Raw genomic sequence first — 25,219 nt, 5'->3', positions numbered from 1 at the left:
GACCAGATCATCGAACGGGATGGCGCAGCCGCTCAAAAGAAGTGCCCTCACCGGCTGCGCCGGGTCGAGGTGTGGGATGCCGAAAACAAGCGGACGATCGTCCTGCTTACCAACAACATGAAACTCGCCTCGGTGACGGTCGCTGCGATCTACAAGGATCGCTGGCAGATTGAGATCTTCTTCAAGACGATCAAGCAGAACCTGAAGGTCAAGAAGTTCGTGGGGACAAACGCCAACGCGCTCAAAATCCAGATTTGGACAGCATTGATCGCGATCCTGCTGCTGAAGTACCTGTAGTTCCGGTCGCGGATCGCCTAGTTGCTCTCCAACCTCTGGCGTTGCTCCGGTATAACCTGTTCACCTACAGGGACTTGTGGACCTGGCTGGACGATCCGTTCGAAACCCCACCGCTGCAACCGGGCGGGGAACAGCCAGCGCTGTTGGGGCGCTGATTTGGACAGCATCGGGTGAAACGATGTAAACCTGGATTCGATATGGGCCATTTTTCGTCTAAAACCCCTTTTTATACGCGGGGCGAATCGTTGAGTTCAGGTTAACTTGAACAGCAGTGGTATTCAATAACTTTTTCGTAGTCCGCATTAAATCGAGGTGGACATAAATGGTCCCAATTTTTACCAATAATCACATTCACCCTTGGCTGGATATTAAGCCAGACGAAGTCATAACTCAAATTATCTCCATATTAAAAGATTCCGTACATAAAGTTTTAAAGAAAAAAGGTGCTGTTGTTGCAATTTCCGGCGGCATTGATAGTTCCGTATGTGCAGCACTAACCGTTGAAGCATTTGGGAGAGATAATGTATATGGTTTATTGCTGCCGGAGTCAGATTCGTCTCCAAACAGCATGATATTAGGCGAAATTGTTTGCAAACACCTTAATATAAACTATGAAGTAATAAACATTACACCAGTTTTAGAAGCATTTGGATGCTACAACCTGAGAGACAACGTGGTGGCGAGCTTATTTCCAGATTACAACAAGTCATGGAAGTATAAAATAGTTCTAAATCGCAATGAGTACAAAGAAAACCGCTTGAATCACTTCATAATTGTTGTGGAAACAAATACGGGCGATACGATGGAAAAACGCCTCCCGATAAAAGAGTACTTGCACCTGGTTTCTGCAACGAATTACAAGCAACGCGTAAGAAAAACCTATGAATATTACTACGCCGACCGCATGAATTATGCGGTAATCGGGACTCCGAATCGCCTAGAATACGATCAGGGCTTTTTCGTAAAAAACGGCGATGGATCTGCCGACATCAAACCCATTGCTCATTTATACAAAAGCCAAGTATATCTACTCGGACGAGCACTCGGTTTACCAGAAACAATCTGTGACACCATACCTACTACCGATACATACAGTATGAAGCAAAGTCAAGATGAATTTTATTTCGTGCTTCCATATCAAAAGCTGGATATAATTCTATGGGGCCTAAACAATAATAAAACTGCAGAAGAAATAGCTTTTGCCTCAAATATAACAAAAGAACAAGTAATATATGCAATCCAAGATATTATTGCTAAAAGGAAATCTTCTATTCCCATTCATTTATCCCCAATACTAATAGAAAACATCTAGTGTCTCTTCCGGGTTTTAAGTGGGTAAGGGGAACATGCACAACGGAGGCGGCTTTGGCAACCGCATGAAACGGGTATATCAGGGACAACTAATTACTTGAATGGAAGACATATGGGTCCAATTATTTCTGAGCGTCCTAGCGAACATCTTCTCCTCAAGTCGGGATGGCAGAAGGTTGCTCTGGCGGTGGTAGTATTCCCGATCACTATCTTCATGAACGCCGTCCGGATCGTGGGGCTGTCGCTGTTGAGCATTCATGTCGATCCTGGGTTCATGACCGGAAATCTGCACCACCGGGGCGGGGTCGTGTTTTTCCTCGTCGCTATGTTGCTGCTGGGTTGCGTATTGTCGGCGCTGCGCCGAAGCGAGGCACCGCCTGATTAGCCGGGTCATCACTTTGACCGTCACTGCGGCGTTTGCGGGGATGGGTGTCTTCATCCTCTCCCGGAACTTCCTCCGGTCGGTCAACCGCTGGTTCGCCATCGGCATGGCATCGCTGGCGCTGACGGAACTGGGCGTTTTCATCGCTTCCCGTGATGTCATGCGGGCAGGGGAATGCCTTCTCCCTGTTTCCTGGCTCATGTTCGCCCTGGGGCTTTCACGAGACGACCTGCTGAAATCTTCTCCGGGCTGGCGCGCAGGAACGGCTTTCTTGGTCGTCACCACCTTCTACTTTATCGGCCTGCTCGTCCCCGACATCGCATCGATCTTTCCGATTTCACCCGCCCGGGGGGAATACTATTCCTCCGTCTTCATCGTGCTCGGTCTCACGCTGGTCCTCGCCGCTTTCGAGACGACGTTGCGAGCTTCGGCGCATACGCAACGCTGGCGGATCAAGTTTCTCCTGCTCGGCGTCGGTGTCATGCTCCTGGTCCGGATCTACGCCAACTCGCAGCAGATTCTTTACCCATCCAGCCGGATCGACCTGGGAACGATGACGGCCCTGACCGACCTGGTCGGGATCGGTTTCGTCGGCTTCTCCCTCGTCCGGCACCGATTGTTCGAAGTCGACGTCTTCGTTTCCCGCTACTTTGTCTACAACTCCTTTACCGTGCTGGCGATCGGAGCTTACCTGTTGGTCGTCGGGTTGACGGCACAGGCGATCCGGAGCCTGGGAGGAAGTTTCAGCAACTATATCGGAATCTGGTTCGCCTTCATCGCGGTCTTGGGGTTACTTTCCGTCTTCATGTCCACGCGCGTCCAAAAGCAGTTCAAGAGCTTTATCAATCGGCACTTCTATCGCAACCGGTACGACTATCACAAGGAATGGCTGGCCTTGACGGCGCGACTCAGCTCCACGCTGGATCCCCGCAGCCTGTTGTCGGCAATCTCCGAAATGCTCCAGGAAACGGTCTGGATCGAGCAGACGACCCTATGGCTGTGCGACGAACGGGAAGGGGAGTTGCACCGCATCGGCGCGACTGCAGATACGGCATCCAGCGACCGGATCACCGCACTGAATACGGCCGTGTTCAACAGCATCAAGATGCACGGATATCCCGTCAAAGTGGACGATATGGAAGAGGTCCTGACACCGGAGATGTTACCGAAAGCTCTCGAGTCGTGCCGGTCGGAGGGGATCTCGGTACTGGTTCCCCTGGTAACGGGCGATCGGCTCGTCGGCGTACTCGGCTGCGGCAAGAGCCGTTCCGGTCACCCCTTTGATCGCGAAGACCTCGATCTGTTGAATACGGTGGCGCGTCAGGCCGCCAACAGCTTCCTGATCGCGCAATGGTCGGAGAACCTGCTTCGCGCCAAGGAGATGGAAGACTTCCATTCCTTTTCGGCGTTCGTGCTCCATGACATGAAGAATTTCGTTTCGATGCTCTCGCTGGTCGTGCAGAACGCGGAAAGGAACCTCGACGATCCCGAGTTCAGGAAGGATGCGATACACAGCATCGCGCAAACGGTCGAGAAGATGAAGAAGATGATGGAGCACTTGGCCGGGCTTTCGCGGGATGTCGAACCGGATTTCAGGAGGACGGATCTCAGCCGGCTGACCGCCGAGGCGATTTCCGAGGTTCGCGGTTCCCTCAAGGCGGATATCCGGGAGGATCTGGGGAAGGTGCCGGAGACGCTGCTGGACGGTGGTCAGATCAAGAGGGTCCTCACCAACCTGCTCCTGAACGCGAATGACGCGATGGCCGAAGGCGGGGAAATTCACCTCTCGACCGCGTTCGTCGACGGGAAACTTCTCCTGACGGTATCGGACGACGGGTGCGGCATGACGCCGGACTACGTCGATCACCGGCTGTTCAAGCCGTTCTCGACGACCAAGAGCAACGGGTTCGGCATCGGGCTCTACCAGACGAAAGGCATCATCGAGGCCCACGGGGGAAGGATCGACGTGGAAAGCATCCTGGGGAAAGGAACCTCGTTCCGGATTTCCCTGCCGGTCGGGACCGCATAAGCGATGGATAAACCAAAACTGCTGGTCGTCGAGGACGAGGAAGCCATCCGCAGCCAGATGAAGTGGGCGCTGAATCCCGACTACCAGGTGATCTTGGCGGAGAACCGGATCTGCGCGCTTGAGCAAATGCGCCAGGAGCGGCCCTCTCTGGTTCTGATGGATCTCGGCTTGCCGCCATCTCCTCGAACCGCCGAGGAAGGGCTGAAATGCCTTTGCGAATTGCTGGAGGTCGACGGCAAGACGAAGGTGATCGTGATCACGGGTAATCAGTCCAAGGAAAACGCATTGAAAGCGATCGATCAGGGCGCGTTTGATTTCTTTCTCAAGCCGGCTGATTTCCAGGAAGTGAAGGTCGTGCTGAAAAGGGCGCTCAAGATCTCGGATATGGAACGCGAGAACCTTGCACTCAAGATGGGAGACCGCGCCGGCGAATTCGGCGAATTCATCGGAGAGTGCCCCCCGATCAAACGCATATTCGCCGTCATAAAGAAGGTGGCGAAAACGGATGCACCCGTATTGATCGAGGGAGAGAGCGGGACGGGCAAGGAGTTGATCGCCAACGCCATCCATCGCTCCGGGGATGGATTCAAGGATCGGCCGTTCATCGCGATCAACTGCGGCGCCATCCCGGATAATCTCCTGGAAAGCGAGCTTTTCGGTCACGAAAAGGGATCTTTCACCGGGGCGGATTCGCAACGCAAGGGAAGGATCGAGTACGCCGCAGGGGGAACCCTTTTTCTTGACGAGGTCGGGGAACTTCCCTTGCTGCTCCAGGTCAAGCTTCTCCGGTTCCTCCAGGAATTCAAGCTGGAGCGGGTCGGGGGGCGTGAAACCGTTGACGTCAACGTCCGGGTGATCGCAGCAACAAACCGGGAGCTAAAAAAAGAGGTATCGGAGGGTCGGTTCCGAGAAGACTTGTATTACCGGTTGGGCGTGGTGAACATCGTCGCGCCACCGCTTCGGGAACGCGGGGAAGACATCGTGCTGCTGGCCAATCATTTCGTCGGGAAATTTTCGGAACAGTATCAACGGAAAGTCATCGGTTTTCGCACTGACTCCCTGGTTGCGATGAAATCCTACGCATGGCCGGGCAACATCCGGGAACTTGAGAACCGGATCAAGCGGGCCGTAATCATGAGCGAAAAGAAAATTCTCACCCCCGGAGATCTTGAGTTGCCGCAGGCTGGTGGCGAAGAGACGACGGATTCATTGAAAGAAGTTCGGGGACAGGTAGAGCGAGAGCACATCCTGAAAACGTTGTGGAAATGCGAGTGGAATATCTCGAAGGCGGCGCAGGAACTCGAGATCAGCCGCCCCACCTTGCATGACTTCATTAAAAAACACCGACTCGTCCGAGGGGCTGATTGATCCTTTCGATATAAAGCGACCTGTTGAAGGCAACAAAAAAGCGGGGCTCAAAAGAGCCCCGCTTTTTTGTATCAACGGGTTTTCGAGATGATGTCCCGAAAACTAACATACTCTGCTAGCGGCGGAACTTCTTGCGTCCGGCAATCACCAAACCAACCATTCCGGAACCGAGGAGCATCAAGGTGCCGGGCTCGGGAACAGGGCAGTGCTTGGGGTTTGGCGTAAATTGCAGATTGTCGATGAAAAAGTCCCAAGAGGTAGAATCAGATGCGACCAACACGAGATTACCGATATTCCCGGTGAAACTAACCGTCTGGGATCCGTTCGACAAATTCGGTGCCAAGGTCAGAGTGACGAGGTCGCCTAACCCGTCCCTCGTCGTATAGGACTGGTTGACCGTCATCCCATTGAGCAGCAAAAAGGAAACGTCGTGGACCGGGGCCGAAAAATTGATCAGTAACGGGTTTAAGTAGAACGTGTTGGGGCCGGCAGTACCATAAACTTCCGTCTGGTCGGCCGGCAGGTTAGTGGTGTGATTCAGCAAGACCCCGCCTGTAAAATCAACCTTTTCGCCAGGCACAAAGATCGAAAAATTGTTCATCGGATCCCCAAATACACCATTGGTTCCATTGGGGCCGAGCGGCAGACCTTCGAAATCGATCAGGGCGGCCGATGCGGGACCAGATGCCAACATCAACATGACTCCCACGAGCAACAAGCACTTTCTCATTTTTTTCTCCTCCTGACTTGTATTTTTACTGCTGGATCGTGCGGCTCAACGGTTGGACGTTTTACGGATTATTGCTTGAGTTTTATAAATGCAATTGACATACCAACGCAGCGAAGCGAGAAACGCATCCTTGGTATATCTTGTAACGTAGCGATAACGTTAACGATATATATGGTTCCTGAGGTTTTGATCCGGGATCGTGAATCCAGTTTGTTTTTGGAGGAGACGGACGTTGTAAAATATTCCGACTATTCAAGGACGAACGATACGGAAATGCGTGGACTATTGGCATAATGATCTGCAAATACAATAAGTTAGCTTTCAGATTGGCCCGATGGAGGACAGACGAGGAATCTTACACCCACGCCGACACCTTTCCGGATCCACCCGCCTTTTTGGCTACTTGCCGAAAGGGCAAGACGGCTATGGAGCGATTCCGAAGCGGGAGGCTAGCGCCAGAGTAGGTAATCTATTTCCCACTAAAGACAATCAGAAATCATCGGGGATGTTTATTCGCAAACAAATAGTTCACGGAATCAATACGTTACATGATCACATCGGCATGGCATAAAAACTGCTCCTAAAGAAACCGTTGGATTCGTTCAACTGTCGGTTTCGATGGAGGCTGCACATGGAAAAAGGCTGGGTGGTTTGGCTCGGGACGTTCGGTTTCCTCCTTGCAATAATAACTTCCGCTAGCGCCGGCATGGTTCCCAAGGAAGTCTTTCTCAACTTTTATGAACCTGCCACAATGGGGATTCTGGGGTTCGGCATGACTGCGGCAGCTTTCATCGCCCGTCGGAGAAGTCTGCGGAAGTAGCCACAATACCTGAAGAAACGAAAAGCCCCGGCCGAAAACCGGGGCTTTTCGTTTCCGTCCCTTTTCTGCCGCATTCTGTGGTCCGGAACCCAATATAAGCAAGATATTGCCCATATTGGGTCATCAAAAGGGACTTATGGCTCCCAGGCGGCGCGCCAATGCTATCGGGTCCGCTAACACCTTGGTTTATTAACGAATATATAGACAGAATGATCTGGCATGATAATTGATTGTCTGCCTATGTCTTGAATATAGTCGAATTCAAAAGGGAGTTTTTATGAACAAAATCTGGATGGTTCTCCTGCTCGTGCTAAATGTTTCAATTATAAATGCAAGCACAGCCAGAGCGACCATTTTCACCGACATCAAGGATTTGGACAAGATCGGTTTCGGTCTCATCGGCTCGGGTACGTTGAAATGGCAGCACAATACCCCGGACGGGTTCAAGATCCCGCCCGATACCGTCAACAGCGCCGCACTCGATATTTTCCTCAAGGGCTGGAATGTCGGGGCCGACCCCCTCTACGTCGAGGGGGTCAAGGTCGGTGACGTTCCCAATTTCCTGAAAATCAATATCTTTGGGTCCGCCAAAGAATTCAACTTTAATATCGCTCCGGTTTTTTCGCCGACTTGGGGCGGCGGCATGCTCGATATCGCCCTGAACTATTCCTGCCTTGACTTGATTTATCTCGATAAGTCGAAGTTCACGCTCGATTATACGAAGGCCGTTCCAGAACCCGGAACGTTTGTCTTACTCGGGTTCGGCCTGGTTGCAGTCGCGTTTGTCACCCGCCGACGGACGCTTCGCCAGTAATTCGTCCACGATCGGATTTCAAAAGCCCCGGCCGATGGTCGGGGCTTTTTTTCGTGCTTTTTGCGCCGTTGGCGCATTTTATGCGGATCGTGATCAAACCTTTTCCGTGGAGGATTCCCATTGTCATCCAAGAAAGCTTTTCTTGTCGGCATCAACCGCTATCCTGATCCACGCAATACGCTTAAAGGCTGCGTCAACGACGTCCTGTTGATCGCCAAGACGCTCAAGGAACAGTACGGGTTCGCGAACCAGGACGTCCGGCTTCTGACCGATCAGCGGGCGACGACGTCCGCCATCCGGACCGGGTTAGAACAATTGGTGGCCGATGCGAAGCCGGGCGACTCGCTCGTATTCCATTATTCGGGCCACGGAACCCAAGTTCGAGATGTCCACGGCGACGAGCTTTCCGACAACCTCGACGAGATCATCTGCCCGTACGACCTCGACTGGGACAACCCGTTTACCGATGACGACATGGCCGAGATCTGCAAGCGGGTGCCGAAAGTGGCGCTGTTCACCGTCATCCTCGATTGCTGTCACTCGGGGACGGGCCTTCGCGAATACCTGAACCCCGACCTGCCGATCCGGTACAAGTTTATTCCCGCGCCGGTCGAGATCCGTCACCGGTCCGAGAGCCGCATCGAGAATCGCGGCATCGACCGCTCCTTGACGATGACCGGGCCCGACAAAGGGCTTGGGGTCAAGAAGTTCGGCTTGAGCATCTCGAAGACCAACGCAGTCCTTATCGCCGGCTGCCGGTCCGACCAGACCTCTGCCGACGCCTGGATCGACGGTGACTATCACGGGGCGCTGACGTATTATCTGTGGTGGTCGCTGCGCGCCGCCAACTGGGCGACGACCTACCGGAAGCTGCTGACGATCACGGGCGAAGAGATGTCCAGCCACAACTTCGAACAGGTCCCGCAGCTCGAAGGGCCGACGAAGCTGCTGGCGGCGCCGGTATTCAATATTCCCGGCAAATGAACGGCAAAATCACTCAAGTTGGATCGGGGAGGGCGGGGATGACCGACGGGAATCCGAAGACGGGGACGCAGCGGAATCGAAAGGGCATCATCCTGGCCGGGGGGGCCGGCACCCGCCTGTACCCGATCACCAAAGTGGTCAGCAAGCAGCTCTTGCCGATCTACGACAAGCCGATGATCTACTACCCGCTGTCGGTGCTGATGCTGGCGGGAATCACCGACATCCTGCTCGTCTCCACGCCCGAGGACCTTCCGCGCTTCAAGACGCTCCTGGGCGATGGGACGCAATGGGGCATCCGATTTTCTTACGTCGAACAGCCCCGGCCCGAAGGGCTCGCGCAGGCGTTCACGCTCGGCCGCGAATTTATCGGTGAGGATGACGTCTGCCTGATCCTCGGCGACAACATTTTCTATGGGCAGGGGTTCCAGCAGACGCTCCGCAACGCGGCAGCGGTCGAGAAGGGCGGGGTGGTCTTCGGGTACTGGGTCAAGGACCCCCGCGCCTACGGCGTCGTCGAGTTCGACAGCCGGATGAAAGCGATTTCGGTCGAGGAAAAGCCGGAGCAACCACGATCGCATTACGCCGTCCCCGGCCTCTATTTCTTCGACAACCGCGTCGTCGAAATCGCTGCGGGGCTCAAGCCGTCGGCGCGGGGCGAGCTCGAGATTGCCGACGTCATCAAGGCCTATCTCGAGATGGGCGAGCTTCAGGTCGAGCTGCTCGGCCGCGGATTCGCGTGGCTCGACACGGGCACACACGATTCGCTGCTCGAGGCCTCGACGTTCGTCGAGACGATCGAGAAGCGGCAGGGGCTGAAAATCGCCTGCATCGAAGAGGTCGCCTGGCGCATGGGCTACATCGACGATGCGCGCCTGCGCGAGCTGGCGTCGCCGATGCTGAAAAACGGGTACGGGCAATACATGGTGCAACTGCTCGAAGAGAAGCGTTGATTGCCTATGCGGCGCCGAGCAAATCACTAATAGCCAGGTTACCGCCGGACGAATGGTCTGACGTCGATATCCCGCATCGGGTAATGTTTTCCGTTGCCGGTGGCAAGGGCCGCTCCTGTTGCGGAGGCCGTCGCGGCGATCAGGCAGTCGTCTAACTCAAGAGCGTGACTGCGGATGGTACGTTTGTAATGGCCGGCTTTTTCGGCGACGGCCCGAGTGACATCGAGCACTTCCAGATTGTTCAGCAATTCACGGGTCCGTTCTTCTTCACCCGCTTTGATCCCCGAACAGATTTCCGCCACCGTGATCGCGGAACAGAAGATGTCGGAATCTCCGAGCAGGTCGGACAGATATTCCTTCGCTTTTGGGTTCCCACGCAAGAATTCGATCAGGACATCCGTGTCGACGAGGACCTTTTTCATTCGTGCCGCTTCCCGCGGGTGGAGCGGCGGAGATTCCTGACATGGGCATCCGTCCCGCGTTCCAGTTCGGGGTGGTTCTCTTCTCCCCAAGCTCCGAAGCTCGTTTCGAGCGCCTTGCTCAACCTGACCCGTTTAAGAGCCTGTCGCAAAGCATCGGTCACAAAGCGACTTTGCTGTCGCACGGAAACCGTGGCCCGCAATTCCTCGATCAACTCCTCGGGGAGTAGAAAATTGGCCTGTTTTGTAGCGGAACCCATGATTGTCTCCTTGCGAGTCGCTCTATAGGTAATCGTATAGAGTGTTGCCTATCCTGTCAATGCCCGGCTGGAACGGAAACACCACGATCACACCCTCATCGGCAATTACGTCGGGTGCCGGGAATGCCATTTGGTAATGTAATTGACAAATAGCATGGACTGCTGCAAGATATAACCATGATTCCTCGCGATGCCGAAAGCACCATCCGGGATTTGCTCCAGGTGTTCCCCGTTCTCACGATCACCGGCCCCAGGCAATCGGGGAAGACGACGCTTACAAAGCTGGTCTTTGCCGGCCGACCCTACGTTTCGCTGGAAGACCCCGATATCCGGGTCGCAGCCCAGGATGATCCGCGCGGATTCCTGGCGCGCTATCCGGATGGCGGGGTGCTCGATGAAGTTCAACGCTGCCCGGATCTGTTTTCCTATCTGCAGACGCGAGTGGACGCCGATGGGCGAATGGGGCTTTTCATCCTGACAGGATCGCAGCAGTTCGGACTGATGTCGGGCATTACCCAGTCGCTTGCGGGCAGGACCGCCTTCCTTGATCTGCTCCCGTTTTCGGCCACAGAACTGGGCCGGGCGGCGAAACTTCCGGCAACGCCGGACGAGATGCTCCTTTCCGGGGGGTATCCGCCGCTTCACGATCGCCGTATCCTTCCGCGAAACTGGTTCCCCGCCTACGTCAACGCCTATCTCGAACGGGACGTGCGCCAACTGCTGAAGATCCACGAATTGGAGACGTTTCACCGGTTTGTCCGTCTCTGCGCCGGGCGCACCGGGCAACTTCTCAATCTGTCTTCGCTGGCAGCCGAATGTGGCATAACCCACAATACCGCCCGATCATGGATCTCGGTGCTGGAGGCCAGTTACATCGTATTTTTACTCCGGCCTCACCACGCAAACTTTTCGAAGCGGCTCGTCAAGACGCCGAAACTTTATTTTTACGACTGCGGTCTCGCCGCCTGGCTGCTGGGAATCAGGACCTCTCTCCAGATGCAGACGCACCCGCTTCGCGGGGCGTTGTTCGAGACGTACGCCGTCTCCGAAATCGCCAAGCGGATCCATAACCGCGGGGAGAAACCGCCGCTCTATTTCTGGCGCGACAGCAACGGGAACGAGGTCGACCTGATCATCGACGAGGGGGCACGGCTGGTTCCGGTCGAGATCAAGTCCGGGACGACGCTGGCTCGCGACGCCGGTGCGGGTATCGAAAAGTGGCTGTCGCTTGCAGGTAAAATCGCTGCAGCACCGGCGCTCGTTTACGGTGGGCTTGGCAACTACGAACAAAAAGGGATGCGGATCCTCGGCTGGACAAGCGCCGGAGATGCCGCCGATTCCATTTGAGAGAAACTGGAATCATGACCGACACGGAACGGCGACTTCACGCCGGGCGAGACTCGTCGCGACGGCGGCGCTGGCGTCGAGAACCGCGATCATCGGTCCCGATCCTCGCGGACAAGTTTCACGGGGTCGGGAATCGGGCAAGCGGGGGAGCGATCGTGAGAGCAATCTTCAACTGCTGGACGAAAATCGCGCAAAGTAGTGGTAAAATTGCAGCCCTATGAAAAGCATTCGCGTTATCTTGATAGACGATGACCCCGTTTCGCTGGCGAAGCTGACCGCCATTCTCACCTCCGCACGTTACGAGGTCAGCAGCTGCGACGCCTTCCCGGTGGCGTCCCGTCTGATCAAGGCGGTCAAGGGGAGGGCTGTCGTTCTCTGTCCACTTCAGGTCGACAGCGGGTCGGGACTCGCCTTCATGGAAGAGACGCTCAAGCTCCACGCATCGCTGCCGGTCATCCTCTTCAGCCCGAAACCCTCCGTCAACGATCTGTCCGCCGCCCTCCGGGGCGGGGCGCACGACTTCCTCCGCAAACCGGTTTCTTCCCAGGCGCTGCTCGATTCCGTCGCGCGGGCAACGCGCCGGCTCGACGTTTCGCTCGAAGGCGAGAGCCAGGACCGTGAGGCCCGGGCCGAGGCCGCAGCGCTGCGCGCCGAGCTCAAAAACCTGAGATCCCAGTGCGCATTCAAGGGGTTCATGATCTCGATGGCGGCGCACGATTTCCGATCGGTGCTCACGGTACTCGACGGGTACCAGCAGATCATCCGCCAGAACTGCGACAAAAGCTGCCGGAACGAATTGCCGGTCCGGATGCTCGAGCAGACCGGGCGTACCATTTTCCGGCTTCAGTCGATGGCCAACACGCTGTTCGACGTGGAAGCCGCCGAAAAGGGCGAGCTGCGGGTATCCGCCGTCCCGTTCGACTTCGATACCCTCTTGAAGGAATGCGCCGAATTCTATCGCCCGTATGCCGCCCAGAAACGGGTCGATCTCGACGTCGATGTCCCTCTTCCCGCGATGCGGGCGCTGGGCGACCCGGCACGCGTGCTCCAGATTTTCGACAACATCCTTTACAACGCGGTCAAGTACACGCCCGGTAACGGAACCATCCGGATCGGAGGCGACCGCAGGGACAAGAAATACGTGACCGCCACGATCCGCGATACCGGCAGCGGGCTTCCCAAGAGCATGGTCAAGGAGTTGCGGGGAGACACCCCGGTCTCGGTCCGGAAGGATTCGGATGCCCGGATCGGCATGGGCCTCCACATCTGCCGACGCCTCGTTTCCGCCCAGAACGGTCTGTTCGACCTGATGAGCGAACCCGGCGTCGGGACCACCGTGAGCATTTCCCTGCCTGTCGCCGAATGACCGGACCACCCCACGTCAGGAGAAGCCGCATGCGTCTCGCCTCCCGCGTTACCCTCGGCCTGCTTCTTTGCGTGATCCCCTCCGTCCTGTGCGCCGAAACCCTTTCCGTCCGACCTTCCCTTGAACTTTCCGAGCGTTACGATTCGAACGTGTTGAACGCCCCGCATCACCAGGAAAAATCCGACTTCGTCACACGCCTCACCCCGAAGTTATCCGCAGCGCTCTTTACCCTGGGCACGAAGGTCTCGCTCGCCGGCGGATTCGATGCCGAATATTTTTCCGATCACAACGAACTGAACCGGTCGGGCATGACCAAGAACGTCGACCTGTCGTCAGCCGAGCCGCTTCGGGTCACCTCGCAGCTTTCACTCCGGCCCACGGCCCGCTATATCGAATCGCGCGACGCCGTCCGCAGGAACGCGCTGACGCAGTCCGTCGTTCCCGGCCTTGCGCCCGCCGAGACCCAGGTGACGGCACGCACCGGAACCCGGGATTATTCGGGCTCGCTCAACGGCACTTATGCCGCGACGGCGAACTTCGATCTCGGGCTGGGCATCGCCGCCGCCCGCAAAAGCTATTTCGACGGAGGGCCCTCCCTCATCGGATCCAACAACTATTCGTCGGACGGTTCCGCGAGTTACAAGCTGAGCCCCAACCTTTCGACGGGCGTCTACGGCTCCGCCAACTACGACGAATTCGACAACAAGGTCGATACCCGGGTCTTCTCCACCGGGCTTTCGGGACGATACCGATTTACGGAATCCTCGACGCTCGAGGTGCGCGCCGGGATGACGTTCATCCGGTCCGACGACCTGCCGAGCCGGCTCCGCAAGCCCTCCGGCCGCATCGAGTACTCCGAGAAGATTCGCGACTTCACGGCTTCCCTGCGCGGCTCGATCGATTACGCCACCGGCTCTTTCGGAAGCGAGACCAAGCGGGAAGACATCACGCTCCGTCTGTCGGACCGGTTCGCGGCCGACTGGTCCTGGGACACTTCCGGGGCCTGGCAGACCAACCGCTCTTTGGCGGTGCCGATCCGCGAAGACCTGATGAGCGTCCAGTGGTCCGCCGGCCTCCATTACCAGGTCGCGGAATACGCCCGCCTCAACCTGACCGGCGAGCTGTTCCGGCAATGGAACAACGGCGCCATCGGAACCGACCTCTATCGGGAATCGGCGCTCCTGGGATTCGACATCGCATCGAATTTCCCGGTGTTCTGACATGACCTTTACGCACAGGATCCTGTTCGCCTGTCTCGCCGCATGGATCGCGCTGACCGTTGCCGGCTGCGGTGGGGGAGGAGGCGCATCCACATCCGGACCGTCGATCAGCCGGACGCTGACCTGGTCGCCGCCCACCGCCTACCAAGATAATTCGCCGCTCGACCCGGGACATGACCTCGCCGGTTACAACATCTACATCAAGAGCGAGGAGGCGCCCTTCTCCGAGCAGGACGCCGAGATTGCCGTCGTCGCCCCGGGCCAGACCTCTCTCGACCTGGTTCCTGTCTGCCGTCTCCAAGGTCTTGCAGGCGGCACGTTCCATGTCTCCGTCCGCGCCATCGCCATGAACGGGCTGATGTCCGAATTCTCCCCAACGGCGTCTTTCTCACTCCCGGACACCCTTTGATGCTCGAATCGTCCATCCTTTCCTGCTTCCGCGCCGGCATCCTCGCGGTCCGGGCCGATGGGCGCGTCGAATACCTCAATCCGATCGGGGCGCGGATCCTCGAGGGAAACCCGATCGCAGTCGGCGAGAACATCCACGAACGGGCCGAGGACAACGCCTTCTATCGCCTGCTAAGCGACGCGCTCTCGCTCAACTACCTCCCCGCGCGCATGGAGGCCGAGCTTCCGGGCAAAGATGGCGACCGCCAGATCCTCGGCTTCACCCTGGCGAAGCTGAAACACAATGGCGACAATGAAGGCATCTGCGCCTTCTTCAAGGACCTGACCCGGGTCGAGATGGCGCAGGGCAACGAGAACCTCAAGGATCGGCTCCAGATGCTCGGTCAGATGGCGGCCGGGCTCGCCCACGAGATCCGGAATCCGATCGCCAGCATCGGCGTGCATTGCGGGATCCTGCGGCCTCATCTTGCCGGAAACGATAAATTGTCCGCCTCCGTCCGAAGCATCGCCTCCGAGGTCGCCCGGGTCGAGAGCATCATCTCCGAATGCCTCAACTTCGTCCGTCCCGACGAGCTCGGCATCCGGGATACCCGGGTCGACGAGCTGGTCGAGGAGGTCGTCGCCAAGTTCCGGGTACTGTACCCCGACATCCGATTCACCGTGGGGAAGCAACCGGTGGACGCCCCGATATCGTCCGAGCTCGACCCCGGCCTGTTTACCCGGGCCGTGACCAACATCGTGGCCAATGCAGCCGAGGCGGGCCAGGGGACGGGGCACATCGAGATCGAGCTTTCCTTGACGTACCACTTTACCGACGTCGTGCGTTTCGAGCGATGCCGCGGAGCGCTCCTGCCGGGCCAGGAAGACGGGAAGGAAAGGGAGTTCGTCCGCATCCGGATCCGCGACGACGGGCCCGGGATGTCGCGCGATATCCAGGACCGGATCTTCATCCCGTTTTATACGACCAAGAAGCATGGGACCGGCATCGGGCTCCCGCTGACCCAGAAGATCATTCAATCCCACGGGGGCACGATCGACCTGAAAAGCGCCCCGGGGAAAGGGACCGAGTTCATCATCCTGATTCCCGTGAGGCAAAAACATGTCTGACCGCATTCTGGTCGCAGAAGACAACGAATCGCTTCGCCTCGGCATCCGCCTGGCCTTCGAGGACGCGGGCTTCAACGTGCTCGAGGCGGCCACGGGCGAAGACGCCGTCCGACTGCTCGAAACCGAGTCGGTCAAGGTCGTGGTCACCGACATTCGTCTGGGCGACCTGACCGGGGTCGATATCCTGCGCAAAGCCAAGGAGGTCGATTCGAGCATCGAGGTCATCCTGATGACCGCCTACGGGACGCTCGAGACCGCGATCCAGGCGCTGCACCTGGGGGCCTTCGACTACATTCCCAAACCTTTCGAGATCGAACACCTCAAGCACCGCGTTTCGATGGCGATGCGCATGGGAAAACTGACCGACACCGTGGCGTTCTACCGGAAGACCGAATACGCAAACGCGCTCGGCGAAGAGTCCGTCGTCAGCGAGAGCCGCGCGATGAAGGATATTCTGGGCGTGGTCGCCAAGGTCGCCCCGACGCCTGCGACGGTCCTGATCACCGGCGAGACCGGCACGGGAAAGGAAAAGCTCGCGACGCTGGTCCACTTTTCGAGCCCCCGGGCGCAAGGGCCGTTCGTCAAGGTCAACTGCGCGGCCCTCCACGAAAACCTCCTCGAGAGCGAGCTGTTCGGCCACGAACGCGGGGCGTTTACCGGGGCCGACAAGATGCGGATCGGGCGCTTCGAGCAGGCCGACAAGGGCACCGTCTTTCTCGACGAGATCGGCGACATGAGCTCGACCACGCAGGCCAAGGTGCTTCGGGTGCTGCAAGAACAGGAGTTCGAACGGCTCGGCAGCAGCGGCAAAAGCATCAAGGTCGACGTGCGCGTGATCGCCGCCACCAACAAGGACCTGCGGCTCGAAGTCAAGGAAGGGCGTTTCCGGCAGGATCTTTTCTTCCGGCTGAACGTGGTCAACCTGCAACTGCCCCCGTTGCGGGAACGGCGCGCCGATATCCTCACGCTGGCGCGATATTTCCTGAACCGCTACTCGGTCGAGTTCAAGAAGACGGTGACGGGGTTCACCCCGGCGGCGATCGACAAGCTTCACCACTACAGCTGGCCCGGAAATGTCCGGGAGCTCCAGAATGCCATCGAACGCGCCGTGCTGCTTTGCGACCACGACCTGGTCGATGCCGTGAACCTGACGATGGAAGGCGGGGGAGAGGTCGATGCCGGGACGTTCGGGGAAACGTTGAACCTGGAAGAGCTCGAGCGCGGCGCGATCACCCGGGCGCTAAAGATTGCGCACGGCGTGCAGAAGGAAGCGGCCGACATGCTCGGGATCAGCCCGCGCGTGATGAACTACAAGATCCAGACGCTCGGGATCGACTGGAAGAGATTCCGGGACAGCCTCGCCTGATCTAGGCGTTAGCGGCCGACTCGCCCAAAATCAGCCCCATCGCCTTGGCCACCTGCGGGTCGAAGAGCGTGCCCGCGCCCCGCGTCACCATCTGCAATCCTTCATTCTGCGTCAGCCCGCCCCGGTGAGGCCTCTCGGAAGTGATCGAATCGAAGTATTCGACCGCCGAAAGGATGCGCCCCTCCATCGAGATGCTGTCGCCGCTCAACCCGCCCGGGTATCCGCTGCCGTTGAACATCTCGTGGTGTTCGAGCACGATGCGCCGAGGCGCGCTCATGCCCGGAATGCCTTCGAGCAGCGTCGCCCCCAGGAACGGATGCTTGCGCGTCACTTCGATCTCTTGCCGGGTCAGGGACCGGTCTTTCGTGAGGATCGACCCGGGAATGCCGATGATGCCGATATCGTGAAAAAGCGCGGCGGTCTCGAGGTCGCGCAATCGGCCGTCGTCGAGTTGGAATGTCTCGCCGACGCGTCGGGCGAGCGAAGCCACGCGTTCGCCGTGTCCGATGAGGAAGGGGTACCGGAATTCGAGCGCCCCGCTCAAGGAGATAAGGAGCGACTCGGAAAGCGCACGAACGCTTCCGCGGAAGTCGAACGACTGCACCAGCACGCGCGCAAGCTCTCCGGCGATGGGACGGAAACCGGCGAGATCTTCCTGCGTGAACGGCTTTTCGTTCAGCCGGTTGGTGAGATGGACGGTGCCGACGAGCTTGCCGTCGAATTCGAGCGGGATCGAAAGGAACGAGTCGGATCGGTAGACGCTGTTGCGGGCGTGCGTCTGCAAGTGCGGATCGAATTCTCCGGGAACCACGAGCGGAGAGCGGTGCTCGACGACCCAGGAGGTGACATCGCCGGGCGACAAGAGCATGCCGGGGGAGATCCGCTCCTCCCCTTCGCTGAACCCGATCGCCGCCTGAAGCGTGTAGACGTTTGGCGATTCGTAGGCGACGATCGACCCGCGCTCGCAGTCCATGCCCCGCATGGCGGTGAACAGGAGGATCTCGAGGAACTTGTCCATATCGACGACGGACCGGGCCGCCTCGTAGACCTTCTGGATGGGGAGATCTTCGTTGGAAGTCGGCAGGGAAAGAAGGTCGTCGACGTCACGATAGACGCAAACCTTTCCGCCGCCACGGTTCTTGGCTGCGAACAATGCCCGGTCGGCCTTGGCGAAAAGAATATCTTTGTCGAAGGCGTCGCGGGGGAATGAGGCCACCCCGATGCTCGCGGTGAGACGCTCGGTCCGCCGCCCCTCCAAACCCGGGAGCATGTGGTTCTTGAATCGGTCGATGATCTGCTGGGCCTTTTCTCGCGCGCCCTCGGCCTCGCTTTCGACCAGGATGACCGCGAATTCGTCGCCCCCGAAACGGGAAACCGTGTCGACGTCCCGGACGGATTCGACCGTGCCGGTGGCGAATTCTTGCAGAGCGATGTCGCCGTGGGAATGATGGTAGCGATCGTTGTATTTCTTGAACCCGTCGAGGTCGATCATGAGCAGCGAAAGCGGCCGGCCGTTGCGTTGGGACCGGAGCACCTCGCGCTCGATCTGGTTGTCGAAGTAACGGCGGTTGTAAAGACGGGTGAGCGGGTCGAGGAACGAATAGAAGGAAAGCGCCTTGATCGACTCGGCCTGGAGCAGGTGATTTTCGGCCTGCAGGGAGGCGAACCAGAGCAGCTTGACCTGTTCGCGGCTGAAAGAGGGGGGCTCGCTGCGGCCGAACACGAGGGCTCCCATGAACTCGAGGTTCTTGCGAAGCGGGAAGACGACCAGTTGGCGTGCGCCCCAGGCGGCGCAGGCGGGGGCGAGACGCGGATCGGCCTCGGGGGAGAGGGCGACGGCTTTCCCGAAAAACCGGCAGATATCGACCGCATGGCGCAAAAGAGGGTCGTTCAAGCGTTGGGTGGCGACGCCCCGTGAAACGGTCAACTCGAATCGGTCTCCGTCGGGGTTGTCGGACACGAAGGCGCTGATATCATATGGAACGATATCGGATGCGAGGTCGAAGAGCAGGTTGAACGCGTCCGACGTGTCTCCGGTCGTGGCCAGCAGGTATGGATTCTTGAGCAGGGTGTTCACGGCCCGGGAGGAAGAGATGATCTCGTCGGGCGCCAAATCGATCGGATAATCGATCACGCACCGGGAATAAGCTTCGGGTGGTTGGATGATTTGCATGCGTTTCCCCTCTGGTCTACAACCCAAAGCAAATCCCCTGCCACGCGCAGCAAGATTTGAAGACGCAGGTCCATGATTGATTATCAGCTAGTTGCAATCAAGGATTCTGATTGTGGAATCCATATCGTTTTCCTGAATTCCTATAAGAGGAAACAATTTACACACCAAGGCCGCCCAATAACGGCAGAGAATTTCCGTTTCCCCTTGATCGGAACGGGTTCTCCTTATCCTGTTTTGTTTGGTACGTTCTTTGATGTATGCTCGGGAAAACAAATCTCGTCGGGGGTCCTGATGTCGAACAGATTGGCGTTTTGGATGTTTATGGCCTTCGCGGTCCTGTGCATCGCATCCTGCTCGAATTCCCCCCGGGAGCTCATGGCGAAGCATATGAAGCGGGGCGACGATTACGTTGCCAAGGAAAAATTCCGGGAAGCCGTGATCGAATTCAAGAATGCCGCAAAAGCCGATCCGAACAACGGGAAGGTCCACTGGAAGCTGGCCCAGTCGCTGATGGCCACCAAGGATTACCGCGGTGCCTACCTCGAGCTTCAGAAGACCGTCGAGCTCGATCCCGCCAACTTCGAGGCCAAGGGGAAGCTGGCCGAGCTCTATGTCGCCTCCGGACAGATCAAGGAGGCGCGCCTCCTCGCCGACAACATCGTCGCGAGCCAACCTGCTGCGCCGGAAGGGTACATCCTGCTCTCCGGTCTCGCCCTCAAGGAGGGCAAGATCGACGTCGCCACCGCACACATGAAGAAGGCCTCAGAGCTCGCCCCCCGGAACATTCGGCCGCTGCTGTCTCTCGGAAACCTGGCGCTGGTCCGGAAAGACACGAAATCCGCGACCGAATGGTACGACAAGGCCGCCGCCGCGGCGCCATCCTCCCCCGAACCGCTCATCGCGCGGGGAAATCTTCATTTCGCGACCGGCGACGGGATCGAAGGAGAGAAGGAATACCGGAAGGCCATCGCGCTCTCGAAAGACAAGGAATCGGTTCGCCTCGCGCTTTCCGAGCATTTTCTTTTCCAGGACAACCTTCCGGCCGCCGAGAAGGAACTCAACGCGCTGATCAAGGAAAGCAATTCCCAAAGGGCGCGCAAGGCGCTGGCCGGGATCAAGATCGAGATGGGCAAGGCAACCGAAGCCAAGCCCGTGATCGAGGCCATCCTCAAGGAAAACGCCAAAGACCTCGAGGGGAAGTATCTCAAGGGGCGGCTCGCACTTCTCGAGAAGAAACCCGATGACGCCAAGGCGCTCTTCACCGAGGTCATCAAGCAGGACGCGACGAATTCGAAGGCGCATCTTTACAACGGGATGGTCGACATCATGCAGGGACGCGTCGACTCGGGCCGCAAGGAGGTCGAGGAAGCCGTCAAATCCGATCCGCGCGACATCCGGGCGCATCTCGTCCTTGGCGACCTTTACCTAAAAACGAACAACCCCGAAGGCGCCGAAAAGGAAGCCGTCGAGATCCTAAAGCTCAACCAGGCCAGCGCCCCCGCCGCCATCATCTACGGCGATTCCTTCCTGATGCGAAAGGAATGGAAAAAGGCTGAGCAGGTCTACGGCGCGCTCATCAAACAAATCCCGAAATCGCCCACCGGCTACATGAAGATGGGGTTTTCCCGCAAGCTGCAGGGCAAGCCGAAGGAGGCCGCCGGATACTTCTCGCAGGCGGTTGCGCTCAATCCCAAGGATCTGGGCGCGGTCACCGAGTACGTCTTCGCGTTGGGCGCTGCGAAAGAAACCGACAAGGCCGAAAAGGTATTGCAGGAAGCCGTGTCTAAAGACCCGAAGAATCCGCTGGTCCGGACGCTCGAAGGCAAGTTCCAGGCGGCCGCCCGCAAGCCACCCGAGGCCGAAGCCGCGTTCCTGAAGGCGATCGACCTCGCACCCGATTTCGCCACGCCGTATTACGAACTCGGCATGTTGTACATGAGCCAGAACAAGCTTCCCGAGGCCGAGGCCCGCTTCCGGAAAGCGGTCGAAAAGAATGACAAGAGCGTCGGCGCTCATACGATCCTCGGCGTCGTTCTCAATTCCCGGAACAAGATCGACGAGGCCAACACGCAATATCGCCGCGCACTGGCGCTCTCCCCGAAGAACCCCCTGGCCGCGAACAACCTGGCGGCGAACCTGGCCGACCATGGCGGCAACCTCGACGAGGCGCTCAAATTCGCCCAGATCGCGCGCGAATCCGCCCCCGAAGACCCCAACGTCGGCGACACCCTTGGCTGGATCTACTATCGCAAGGGACTCTACGATTCCGCGCTCCCCATCATTTCCGAGTCGGCGAAACGGGCGGCCGGCAACCCCTCGATTCGTTATCACTACGGGATGATCCTCGCCAAGTTGGGAAAGGGGAAGGAAGCGGTTTCCGAACTGAAGGCGGCATTGGGCATTGATGCGAAGTTCCCGGGCAACGAGGACGCACGAAAGACACTCAACGGGTTGCGATAAGGCAGCCTTGTCTCCCGCTGCGAATCGGCGGAGCCGTACCCGGAAACCGAAAGTCGCCATCGCCCTTTCCGGCGGCCCCGACTCCGTATACCTGCTCCATCGCACGCTGGAGTTGTGCGCCGAAAAAGGCGAACCGCCGCCGTTGGCGCTTCACTTGAATCACCGTCTCAGAGGGCTGGCGTCAGACGAGGATCAGCGGTTCGTCGAAACGCTCGCAGAATCGCTCGGCTTCCCCCTCGTCGTCGAGCGTGTCGAGGCCGCAGGGAACGGGGCAGCCCCGGGCCTCGAAGAACGCGCGCGCGAACAGCGATACGCCTTCCTCAAAAAGAGTTGCGAAGCCCGTGGCATTCGCCGCCTGCTGGTGGCGCACACGGCCGACGACCAGGTCGAGACGATCCTGATGCGATTTTTCGAGGGCTCCGGAATCACGGGGCTAAAAGGGATCCCCCGTTCCGGGGAAGGCGGGGTCGAACGGCCGCTCCTCGACGTGTGGCGGTCCGAGATCATCCAGGGCCTCGAAACCGCAGGGCACGCCTGGCGGTTAGACGAAAGCAACGCAGACATCCGGTTCGAACGCAACTGGCTCCGGAACATCCTGATTCCGCTGCTCGTCCAGCGATACGGCGCAGGGGTCACGTCGCGCATCCACCTGATGGGAGAGCGATTCCGCGAACTCGACGATTTTATCCGGTCGACCGCGACCCGCTGGATCCGGCGGAACCTCCGCGGAAACCCGCCTTCTTTTCGTCGTCCCTCATATTCCAGGCTACCGTCCCCCGTCCGGATTGCGGTTCTCTATCGGCTTGTCCTCGACCATGCCGGGAAAGCGGCGAACGAGCGGCTTCTGGGCCAGCTCGACCGCACCATCGTGGACGGAAGCCCCTCGGCCGCCATCCGGGCGGGGGGGAAGCTGCGCTTCCAGAACAACTACGAGATCGTGTCGCTGGTCCCCGGCGAATCGAATCCATTCCCCGACGCATCAAATCTTGGCAAGTCACGGGAAGCGTTGCCGAATTCCCCGGGGGTATATCATTGGGGCGGCCCGGTTCCTCTTGAAATCCGGATTACCGAGGTTTCACCGGCCGTCGCGGCAAAACGGATGAAAGCCTTCGCCGAACAATCGCCCTGGACCGTCTACTTCGATCCCGGTAAAATCCTTTTCCCGCTGTCGATCGGCCCGCTCGTCAAGGGAGACGCTGTCACCCCTTTCGGCGGGAAAGGCAGGCGGAAAGTGAAGGAGATCATGATCGACCGGAAGGTCCCGAGGGCCGAACGGTGGGGAAGGGGAGTCGTCCGGGATGCGAATGGCGATATTCTCTGGATCCCCGGCCTGTGCCGCTCCGAAACCGCTCCGGTCATTCCGGGCACACGGAAGCTCCTCTGCCTGTCCGCGCACCCGTTATGTTAAACTTGCTACTTACCTCATAGATCGGTCTACAGGGGAGTCCTCACATTGAACCAGTTCTACAGGAATCTCGGCGTCTGGTTGGTCATCGCGCTGGCCATGGTCTTCTTGTTCAATACGTTCAAGACACAGAAGGTCGAGCAGGTCGAAGTGCCCTTTTCCGAATTCGTCGCCTCTGTCGATGCAGGGAAAGTGAAGGAAGTCGTCATCCGCGGCCAGGAGATCACGGGCAAGTACACCGACGCCTCGGGAAAGGACAAGAAACAGTTCCGCACCTATGCGCCCGACGATCCCGAGCTGGTCAGCAACCTTCGCGAGAAAAACGTCCGGATCACCGCCAAACCGCTCGACGACAACCCGTGGTACATGACGCTGATCGTCTCCTGGCTGCCGATGCTGTTGCTGATCGGCGTCTGGATCTTCTTCATGCGCCAGATGCAGGCCGGCGGGGGCAAGGCGATGTCGTTCGGGAAAAGCCGCGCCAAGCTGCTGACCGAAACGACCAACAAGGTGACCTTCTCCGACGTGGCGGGAATCGAGGAAGCCAAGGAAGAGCTTCAGGAGATCATCGCCTTCCTGCGGGACCCCAAGAAGTTCACCCGCCTCGGCGGCCGTATTCCCAAGGGCGTTCTGCTGGTCGGCTCGCCCGGCACGGGTAAAACGCTCCTGGCCAAGGCCATCGCCGGTGAGGCCGGTGTTCCGTTCTTCTCGATCAGCGGGTCCGACTTCGTCGAGATGTTCGTAGGCGTCGGCGCCGCGCGGGTGCGCGACCTGTTCATCCAGGGCAAGAAATCCGCCCCCTGCATCATCTTCATCGACGAAATCGACGCCGTCGGGCGCCATCGCGGATCCGGTCTTGGCGGGGGGCACGACGAACGCGAGCAGACGCTCAACCAGCTGCTGGTCGAGATGGACGGATTCGAATCCACCGAAGGGCTGATCCTGATCGCGGCAACCAACCGGCCCGACGTCCTCGATCCCGCGCTCCTTCGCCCGGGCCGCTTCGACCGTCAGGTCGTCGTTCCCAAGCCCGACGTCAAGGGGCGCGAGCAGATCCTCGGCGTGCATACCAGCAAGATCCCCCTGGGCGACGACGTCAACCTCAACGTGCTCGCGAAGGGAACCCCCGGCTTCACCGGGGCCGACCTGGCCAACCTCTGCAACGAAGCCGCACTCTACGCGGCAGGGAAAGAAATGGCCAAGGTCACGATGGATTGCTTCGAGATGGCCAAGGACAAGGTCATGATGGGCCGCGAGCGGCGGTCCATGATCATCAGCGACGAAGAAAAGAAATCGACCGCCTATCACGAAGCCGGTCACGCGATCGTCGCCTCGATGATTCCCGGCACCGACCCGATCCACAAGGTCAGCATCATTCCTCGCGGGATGGCGCTCGGTCTCACCCAGCAGCTTCCGATCGACGAGCGGCACACCTATTCGCGGCAATACCTCACCAACAACATCACCATCCTCATGGGGGGGCGTGTCGCCGAAGAGCTGGTCGAGAACGAATTGACGACCGGCGCCGGCAACGACATCGAGCGCGCCACCACCCTGGCCCGCAAAATGGTCTGCGAATGGGGCATGAGCGAAAAGATGGGGCCGATGACCTTCGGCCAGAAGCAGCAGGAAGCGATCTTCCTGGGTCGCGACATCAACCGGCACCAGGACTACAGCGAATCGACGGCGAGAGATATCGACCGCGAAATCCGCGATATCATCACGGCCTCCTACGACAAGGCCCGCAAGATTCTCGGCACCAACATCGACGTGCTGCACAAGGTGGCTCGGACGCTGCTCGAGAAGGAAGTGGTCGACGGGGCAGTCATCTTGAGCATCATCAACGAAATGACATCGGCTCCCGTGCCGACACCGACCGGGGACGAAAACGCCCAACCGACGACCTGAGAAGCAGTCGATGGCGGCTGCATCCGACGAAAACGGGTGGATGCCTTTTCGGCTTCGATGCCGCGATCGTTACCTGGATCTCGAGCCCGGAAACC

At 58.5% G+C, this 25,219-nt stretch carries 21 protein-coding genes; 17 read left to right on the top strand and 4 right to left on the bottom strand.

All coding sequences use genetic code 11. The annotated features are described in order from the left end of the window. Window positions 1-6: 6 nt before the first annotated feature. From VGK27_11795 to prsR, 5 genes are all read left to right on the top strand, one after another. A complete protein-coding gene (locus tag VGK27_11795; GenBank protein ID HEY3490786.1) occupies window positions 7-297 on the top strand; it encodes a transposase in 291 nt (96 codons plus the stop codon). A gap of 322 nt (window positions 298-619) precedes the next feature. Next, entirely contained in the window at window positions 620-1,609 is a 990-nt protein-coding gene (nadE, locus tag VGK27_11790) for an NAD(+) synthase (GenBank protein ID HEY3490785.1), read from the top strand. A 111-nt stretch (window positions 1,610-1,720) separates the two neighbouring features. Then, window positions 1,721-1,993 (top strand): archaeosortase/exosortase family protein, encoded by a 273-nt coding sequence (locus tag VGK27_11785; protein HEY3490784.1) that lies wholly within the window; start codon window positions 1,721-1,723, stop codon window positions 1,991-1,993. Between the two features lie 40 nt (window positions 1,994-2,033). After that, on the top strand, window positions 2,034-4,019 hold the full coding sequence (prsK, locus tag VGK27_11780) for an XrtA/PEP-CTERM system histidine kinase PrsK (GenBank protein ID HEY3490783.1): 1,986 nt from the start codon (window positions 2,034-2,036) through the stop codon (window positions 4,017-4,019). Between the two features lie 3 nt (window positions 4,020-4,022). Next, window positions 4,023-5,387 carry a PEP-CTERM-box response regulator transcription factor gene (gene prsR, locus VGK27_11775; protein HEY3490782.1) on the top strand — a complete coding sequence of 455 codons (1,365 nt, stop codon included), beginning with the start codon at window positions 4,023-4,025 and terminating at the stop codon, window positions 5,385-5,387. A gap of 115 nt (window positions 5,388-5,502) precedes the next feature. Here prsR and VGK27_11770 read toward each other — a convergent pair whose 3' ends face one another. Beyond that, window positions 5,503-6,117: a PEP-CTERM sorting domain-containing protein gene (locus VGK27_11770; GenBank protein HEY3490781.1), complete on the bottom strand. Its 615-nt coding sequence runs from the start codon at window positions 6,115-6,117 to the stop codon at window positions 5,503-5,505. 1,097 nt (window positions 6,118-7,214) lie between these two features. Here VGK27_11770 and VGK27_11765 point away from each other — a divergent pair. The 3 genes from VGK27_11765 to rfbA all read left to right on the top strand — a co-directional run bounded on the left by VGK27_11765 (window position 7,215) and on the right by rfbA (window position 9,685). Continuing rightward, a complete protein-coding gene (locus VGK27_11765; protein ID HEY3490780.1) occupies window positions 7,215-7,751 on the top strand; it encodes a PEP-CTERM sorting domain-containing protein in 537 nt (178 codons plus the stop codon). A gap of 120 nt (window positions 7,752-7,871) precedes the next feature. Beyond that, complete coding sequence (locus VGK27_11760; GenBank protein HEY3490779.1) at window positions 7,872-8,735, top strand: caspase family protein; 864 nt, start codon at window positions 7,872-7,874, stop codon at window positions 8,733-8,735. A 38-nt stretch (window positions 8,736-8,773) separates the two neighbouring features. Beyond that, window positions 8,774-9,685: a glucose-1-phosphate thymidylyltransferase RfbA gene (rfbA, locus tag VGK27_11755; protein ID HEY3490778.1), complete on the top strand. Its 912-nt coding sequence runs from the start codon at window positions 8,774-8,776 to the stop codon at window positions 9,683-9,685. A 38-nt stretch (window positions 9,686-9,723) separates the two neighbouring features. Here rfbA and VGK27_11750 read toward each other — a convergent pair whose 3' ends face one another. Next, window positions 9,724-10,107 (bottom strand): PIN domain-containing protein, encoded by a 384-nt coding sequence (locus tag VGK27_11750; GenBank protein ID HEY3490777.1) that lies wholly within the window; start codon window positions 10,105-10,107, stop codon window positions 9,724-9,726. Beyond that, window positions 10,104-10,364 carry a hypothetical protein gene (locus VGK27_11745; protein ID HEY3490776.1) on the bottom strand — a complete coding sequence of 87 codons (261 nt, stop codon included), beginning with the start codon at window positions 10,362-10,364 and terminating at the stop codon, window positions 10,104-10,106. Before VGK27_11745 ends, VGK27_11750 begins: the two co-directional genes overlap by 4 nt. 177 nt (window positions 10,365-10,541) lie before the next feature. Between VGK27_11745 and VGK27_11740 the strand changes: the two genes are divergently transcribed. The 6 genes from VGK27_11740 (at window position 10,542) to VGK27_11715 (ending at window position 17,178) form a co-directional block, all read left to right on the top strand. After that, on the top strand, window positions 10,542-11,711 hold the full coding sequence (locus VGK27_11740; GenBank protein HEY3490775.1) for an ATP-binding protein: 1,170 nt from the start codon (window positions 10,542-10,544) through the stop codon (window positions 11,709-11,711). 238 nt (window positions 11,712-11,949) lie between these two features. Beyond that, window positions 11,950-13,077, top strand: coding sequence for a hybrid sensor histidine kinase/response regulator (locus tag VGK27_11735; protein HEY3490774.1), 1,128 nt, complete (start codon window positions 11,950-11,952; stop codon window positions 13,075-13,077). A 29-nt stretch (window positions 13,078-13,106) separates the two neighbouring features. Beyond that, entirely contained in the window at window positions 13,107-14,297 is a 1,191-nt protein-coding gene (locus VGK27_11730; protein ID HEY3490773.1) for a hypothetical protein, read from the top strand. A 1-nt stretch (window position 14,298) separates the two neighbouring features. After that, a complete protein-coding gene (locus VGK27_11725; GenBank protein ID HEY3490772.1) occupies window positions 14,299-14,706 on the top strand; it encodes a hypothetical protein in 408 nt (135 codons plus the stop codon). Beyond that, the gene (locus VGK27_11720) at window positions 14,706-15,812 is read left to right on the top strand and encodes an ATP-binding protein (GenBank protein ID HEY3490771.1); all 1,107 of its coding nucleotides are present in this window, start codon (window positions 14,706-14,708) and stop codon (window positions 15,810-15,812) included. Before VGK27_11725 ends, VGK27_11720 begins: the two co-directional genes overlap by 1 nt. Continuing rightward, window positions 15,805-17,178: a sigma-54 dependent transcriptional regulator gene (locus tag VGK27_11715; protein ID HEY3490770.1), complete on the top strand. Its 1,374-nt coding sequence runs from the start codon at window positions 15,805-15,807 to the stop codon at window positions 17,176-17,178. The genes VGK27_11720 and VGK27_11715 overlap by 8 nt, the downstream gene beginning before the upstream one ends. Before the next feature lies 1 nt (window position 17,179). Here the strand turns inward: VGK27_11715 and VGK27_11710 are convergent, their stop codons facing one another. After that, window positions 17,180-19,351: a diguanylate cyclase gene (locus VGK27_11710; protein ID HEY3490769.1), complete on the bottom strand. Its 2,172-nt coding sequence runs from the start codon at window positions 19,349-19,351 to the stop codon at window positions 17,180-17,182. Window positions 19,352-19,672: 321 nt separating this feature from the next. Between VGK27_11710 and VGK27_11705 the strand changes: the two genes are divergently transcribed. Genes VGK27_11705 through ftsH form a run of 3 tightly spaced genes read left to right on the top strand, consistent with a single transcriptional unit; the run spans window position 19,673 to window position 25,124 of the window. Continuing rightward, window positions 19,673-21,811 (top strand): tetratricopeptide repeat protein, encoded by a 2,139-nt coding sequence (locus VGK27_11705; protein ID HEY3490768.1) that lies wholly within the window; start codon window positions 19,673-19,675, stop codon window positions 21,809-21,811. A gap of 7 nt (window positions 21,812-21,818) precedes the next feature. Then, on the top strand, window positions 21,819-23,219 hold the full coding sequence (gene tilS, locus VGK27_11700) for a tRNA lysidine(34) synthetase TilS (protein ID HEY3490767.1): 1,401 nt from the start codon (window positions 21,819-21,821) through the stop codon (window positions 23,217-23,219). 45 nt (window positions 23,220-23,264) lie between these two features. Beyond that, window positions 23,265-25,124, top strand: coding sequence for an ATP-dependent zinc metalloprotease FtsH (ftsH, locus tag VGK27_11695; GenBank protein ID HEY3490766.1), 1,860 nt, complete (start codon window positions 23,265-23,267; stop codon window positions 25,122-25,124). Window positions 25,125-25,219 lie beyond the last annotated feature (95 nt).

This window comes from Candidatus Deferrimicrobiaceae bacterium (assembly GCA_036504035.1).
Classification (GTDB): domain Bacteria; phylum Desulfobacterota; class Deferrimicrobia; order Deferrimicrobiales; family Deferrimicrobiaceae; genus JANXPS01.
This window is presented reverse-complemented; position numbering and strand designations above follow the sequence as displayed.

Bases quoted from the DNA above. Each gene is read 5' to 3' on its own strand.
- VGK27_11765 (HEY3490780.1), top strand. From the start codon at position 7,215: ATGAACAAAATCTGGATGGTTCTCCTGCTCGTGCTAAATGTTTCAATT.
- VGK27_11730 (HEY3490773.1), top strand. From the start codon at position 13,107: ATGCGTCTCGCCTCCCGCGTTACCCTCGGCCTGCTTCTTTGCGTGATC.
- VGK27_11785 (HEY3490784.1), top strand. From the start codon at position 1,721: ATGGGTCCAATTATTTCTGAGCGTCCTAGCGAACATCTTCTCCTCAAG.
- VGK27_11740 (HEY3490775.1), top strand. From the start codon at position 10,542: ATGATTCCTCGCGATGCCGAAAGCACCATCCGGGATTTGCTCCAGGTG.
- prsR (HEY3490782.1), top strand. From the start codon at position 4,023: ATGGATAAACCAAAACTGCTGGTCGTCGAGGACGAGGAAGCCATCCGC.
- rfbA (HEY3490778.1), top strand. From the start codon at position 8,774: ATGACCGACGGGAATCCGAAGACGGGGACGCAGCGGAATCGAAAGGGC.
- VGK27_11750 (HEY3490777.1), bottom strand. From the start codon at position 10,107: ATGAAAAAGGTCCTCGTCGACACGGATGTCCTGATCGAATTCTTGCGT.
- VGK27_11710 (HEY3490769.1), bottom strand. From the start codon at position 19,351: ATGCAAATCATCCAACCACCCGAAGCTTATTCCCGGTGCGTGATCGAT.
- VGK27_11715 (HEY3490770.1), top strand. From the start codon at position 15,805: ATGTCTGACCGCATTCTGGTCGCAGAAGACAACGAATCGCTTCGCCTC.
- VGK27_11725 (HEY3490772.1), top strand. From the start codon at position 14,299: ATGACCTTTACGCACAGGATCCTGTTCGCCTGTCTCGCCGCATGGATC.
- VGK27_11720 (HEY3490771.1), top strand. From the start codon at position 14,706: ATGCTCGAATCGTCCATCCTTTCCTGCTTCCGCGCCGGCATCCTCGCG.
- VGK27_11705 (HEY3490768.1), top strand. From the start codon at position 19,673: ATGGCCTTCGCGGTCCTGTGCATCGCATCCTGCTCGAATTCCCCCCGG.
- prsK (HEY3490783.1), top strand. From the start codon at position 2,034: ATGGGTGTCTTCATCCTCTCCCGGAACTTCCTCCGGTCGGTCAACCGC.
- VGK27_11770 (HEY3490781.1), bottom strand. From the start codon at position 6,117: ATGAGAAAGTGCTTGTTGCTCGTGGGAGTCATGTTGATGTTGGCATCT.
- VGK27_11745 (HEY3490776.1), bottom strand. From the start codon at position 10,364: ATGGGTTCCGCTACAAAACAGGCCAATTTTCTACTCCCCGAGGAGTTG.
- nadE (HEY3490785.1), top strand. From the start codon at position 620: ATGGTCCCAATTTTTACCAATAATCACATTCACCCTTGGCTGGATATT.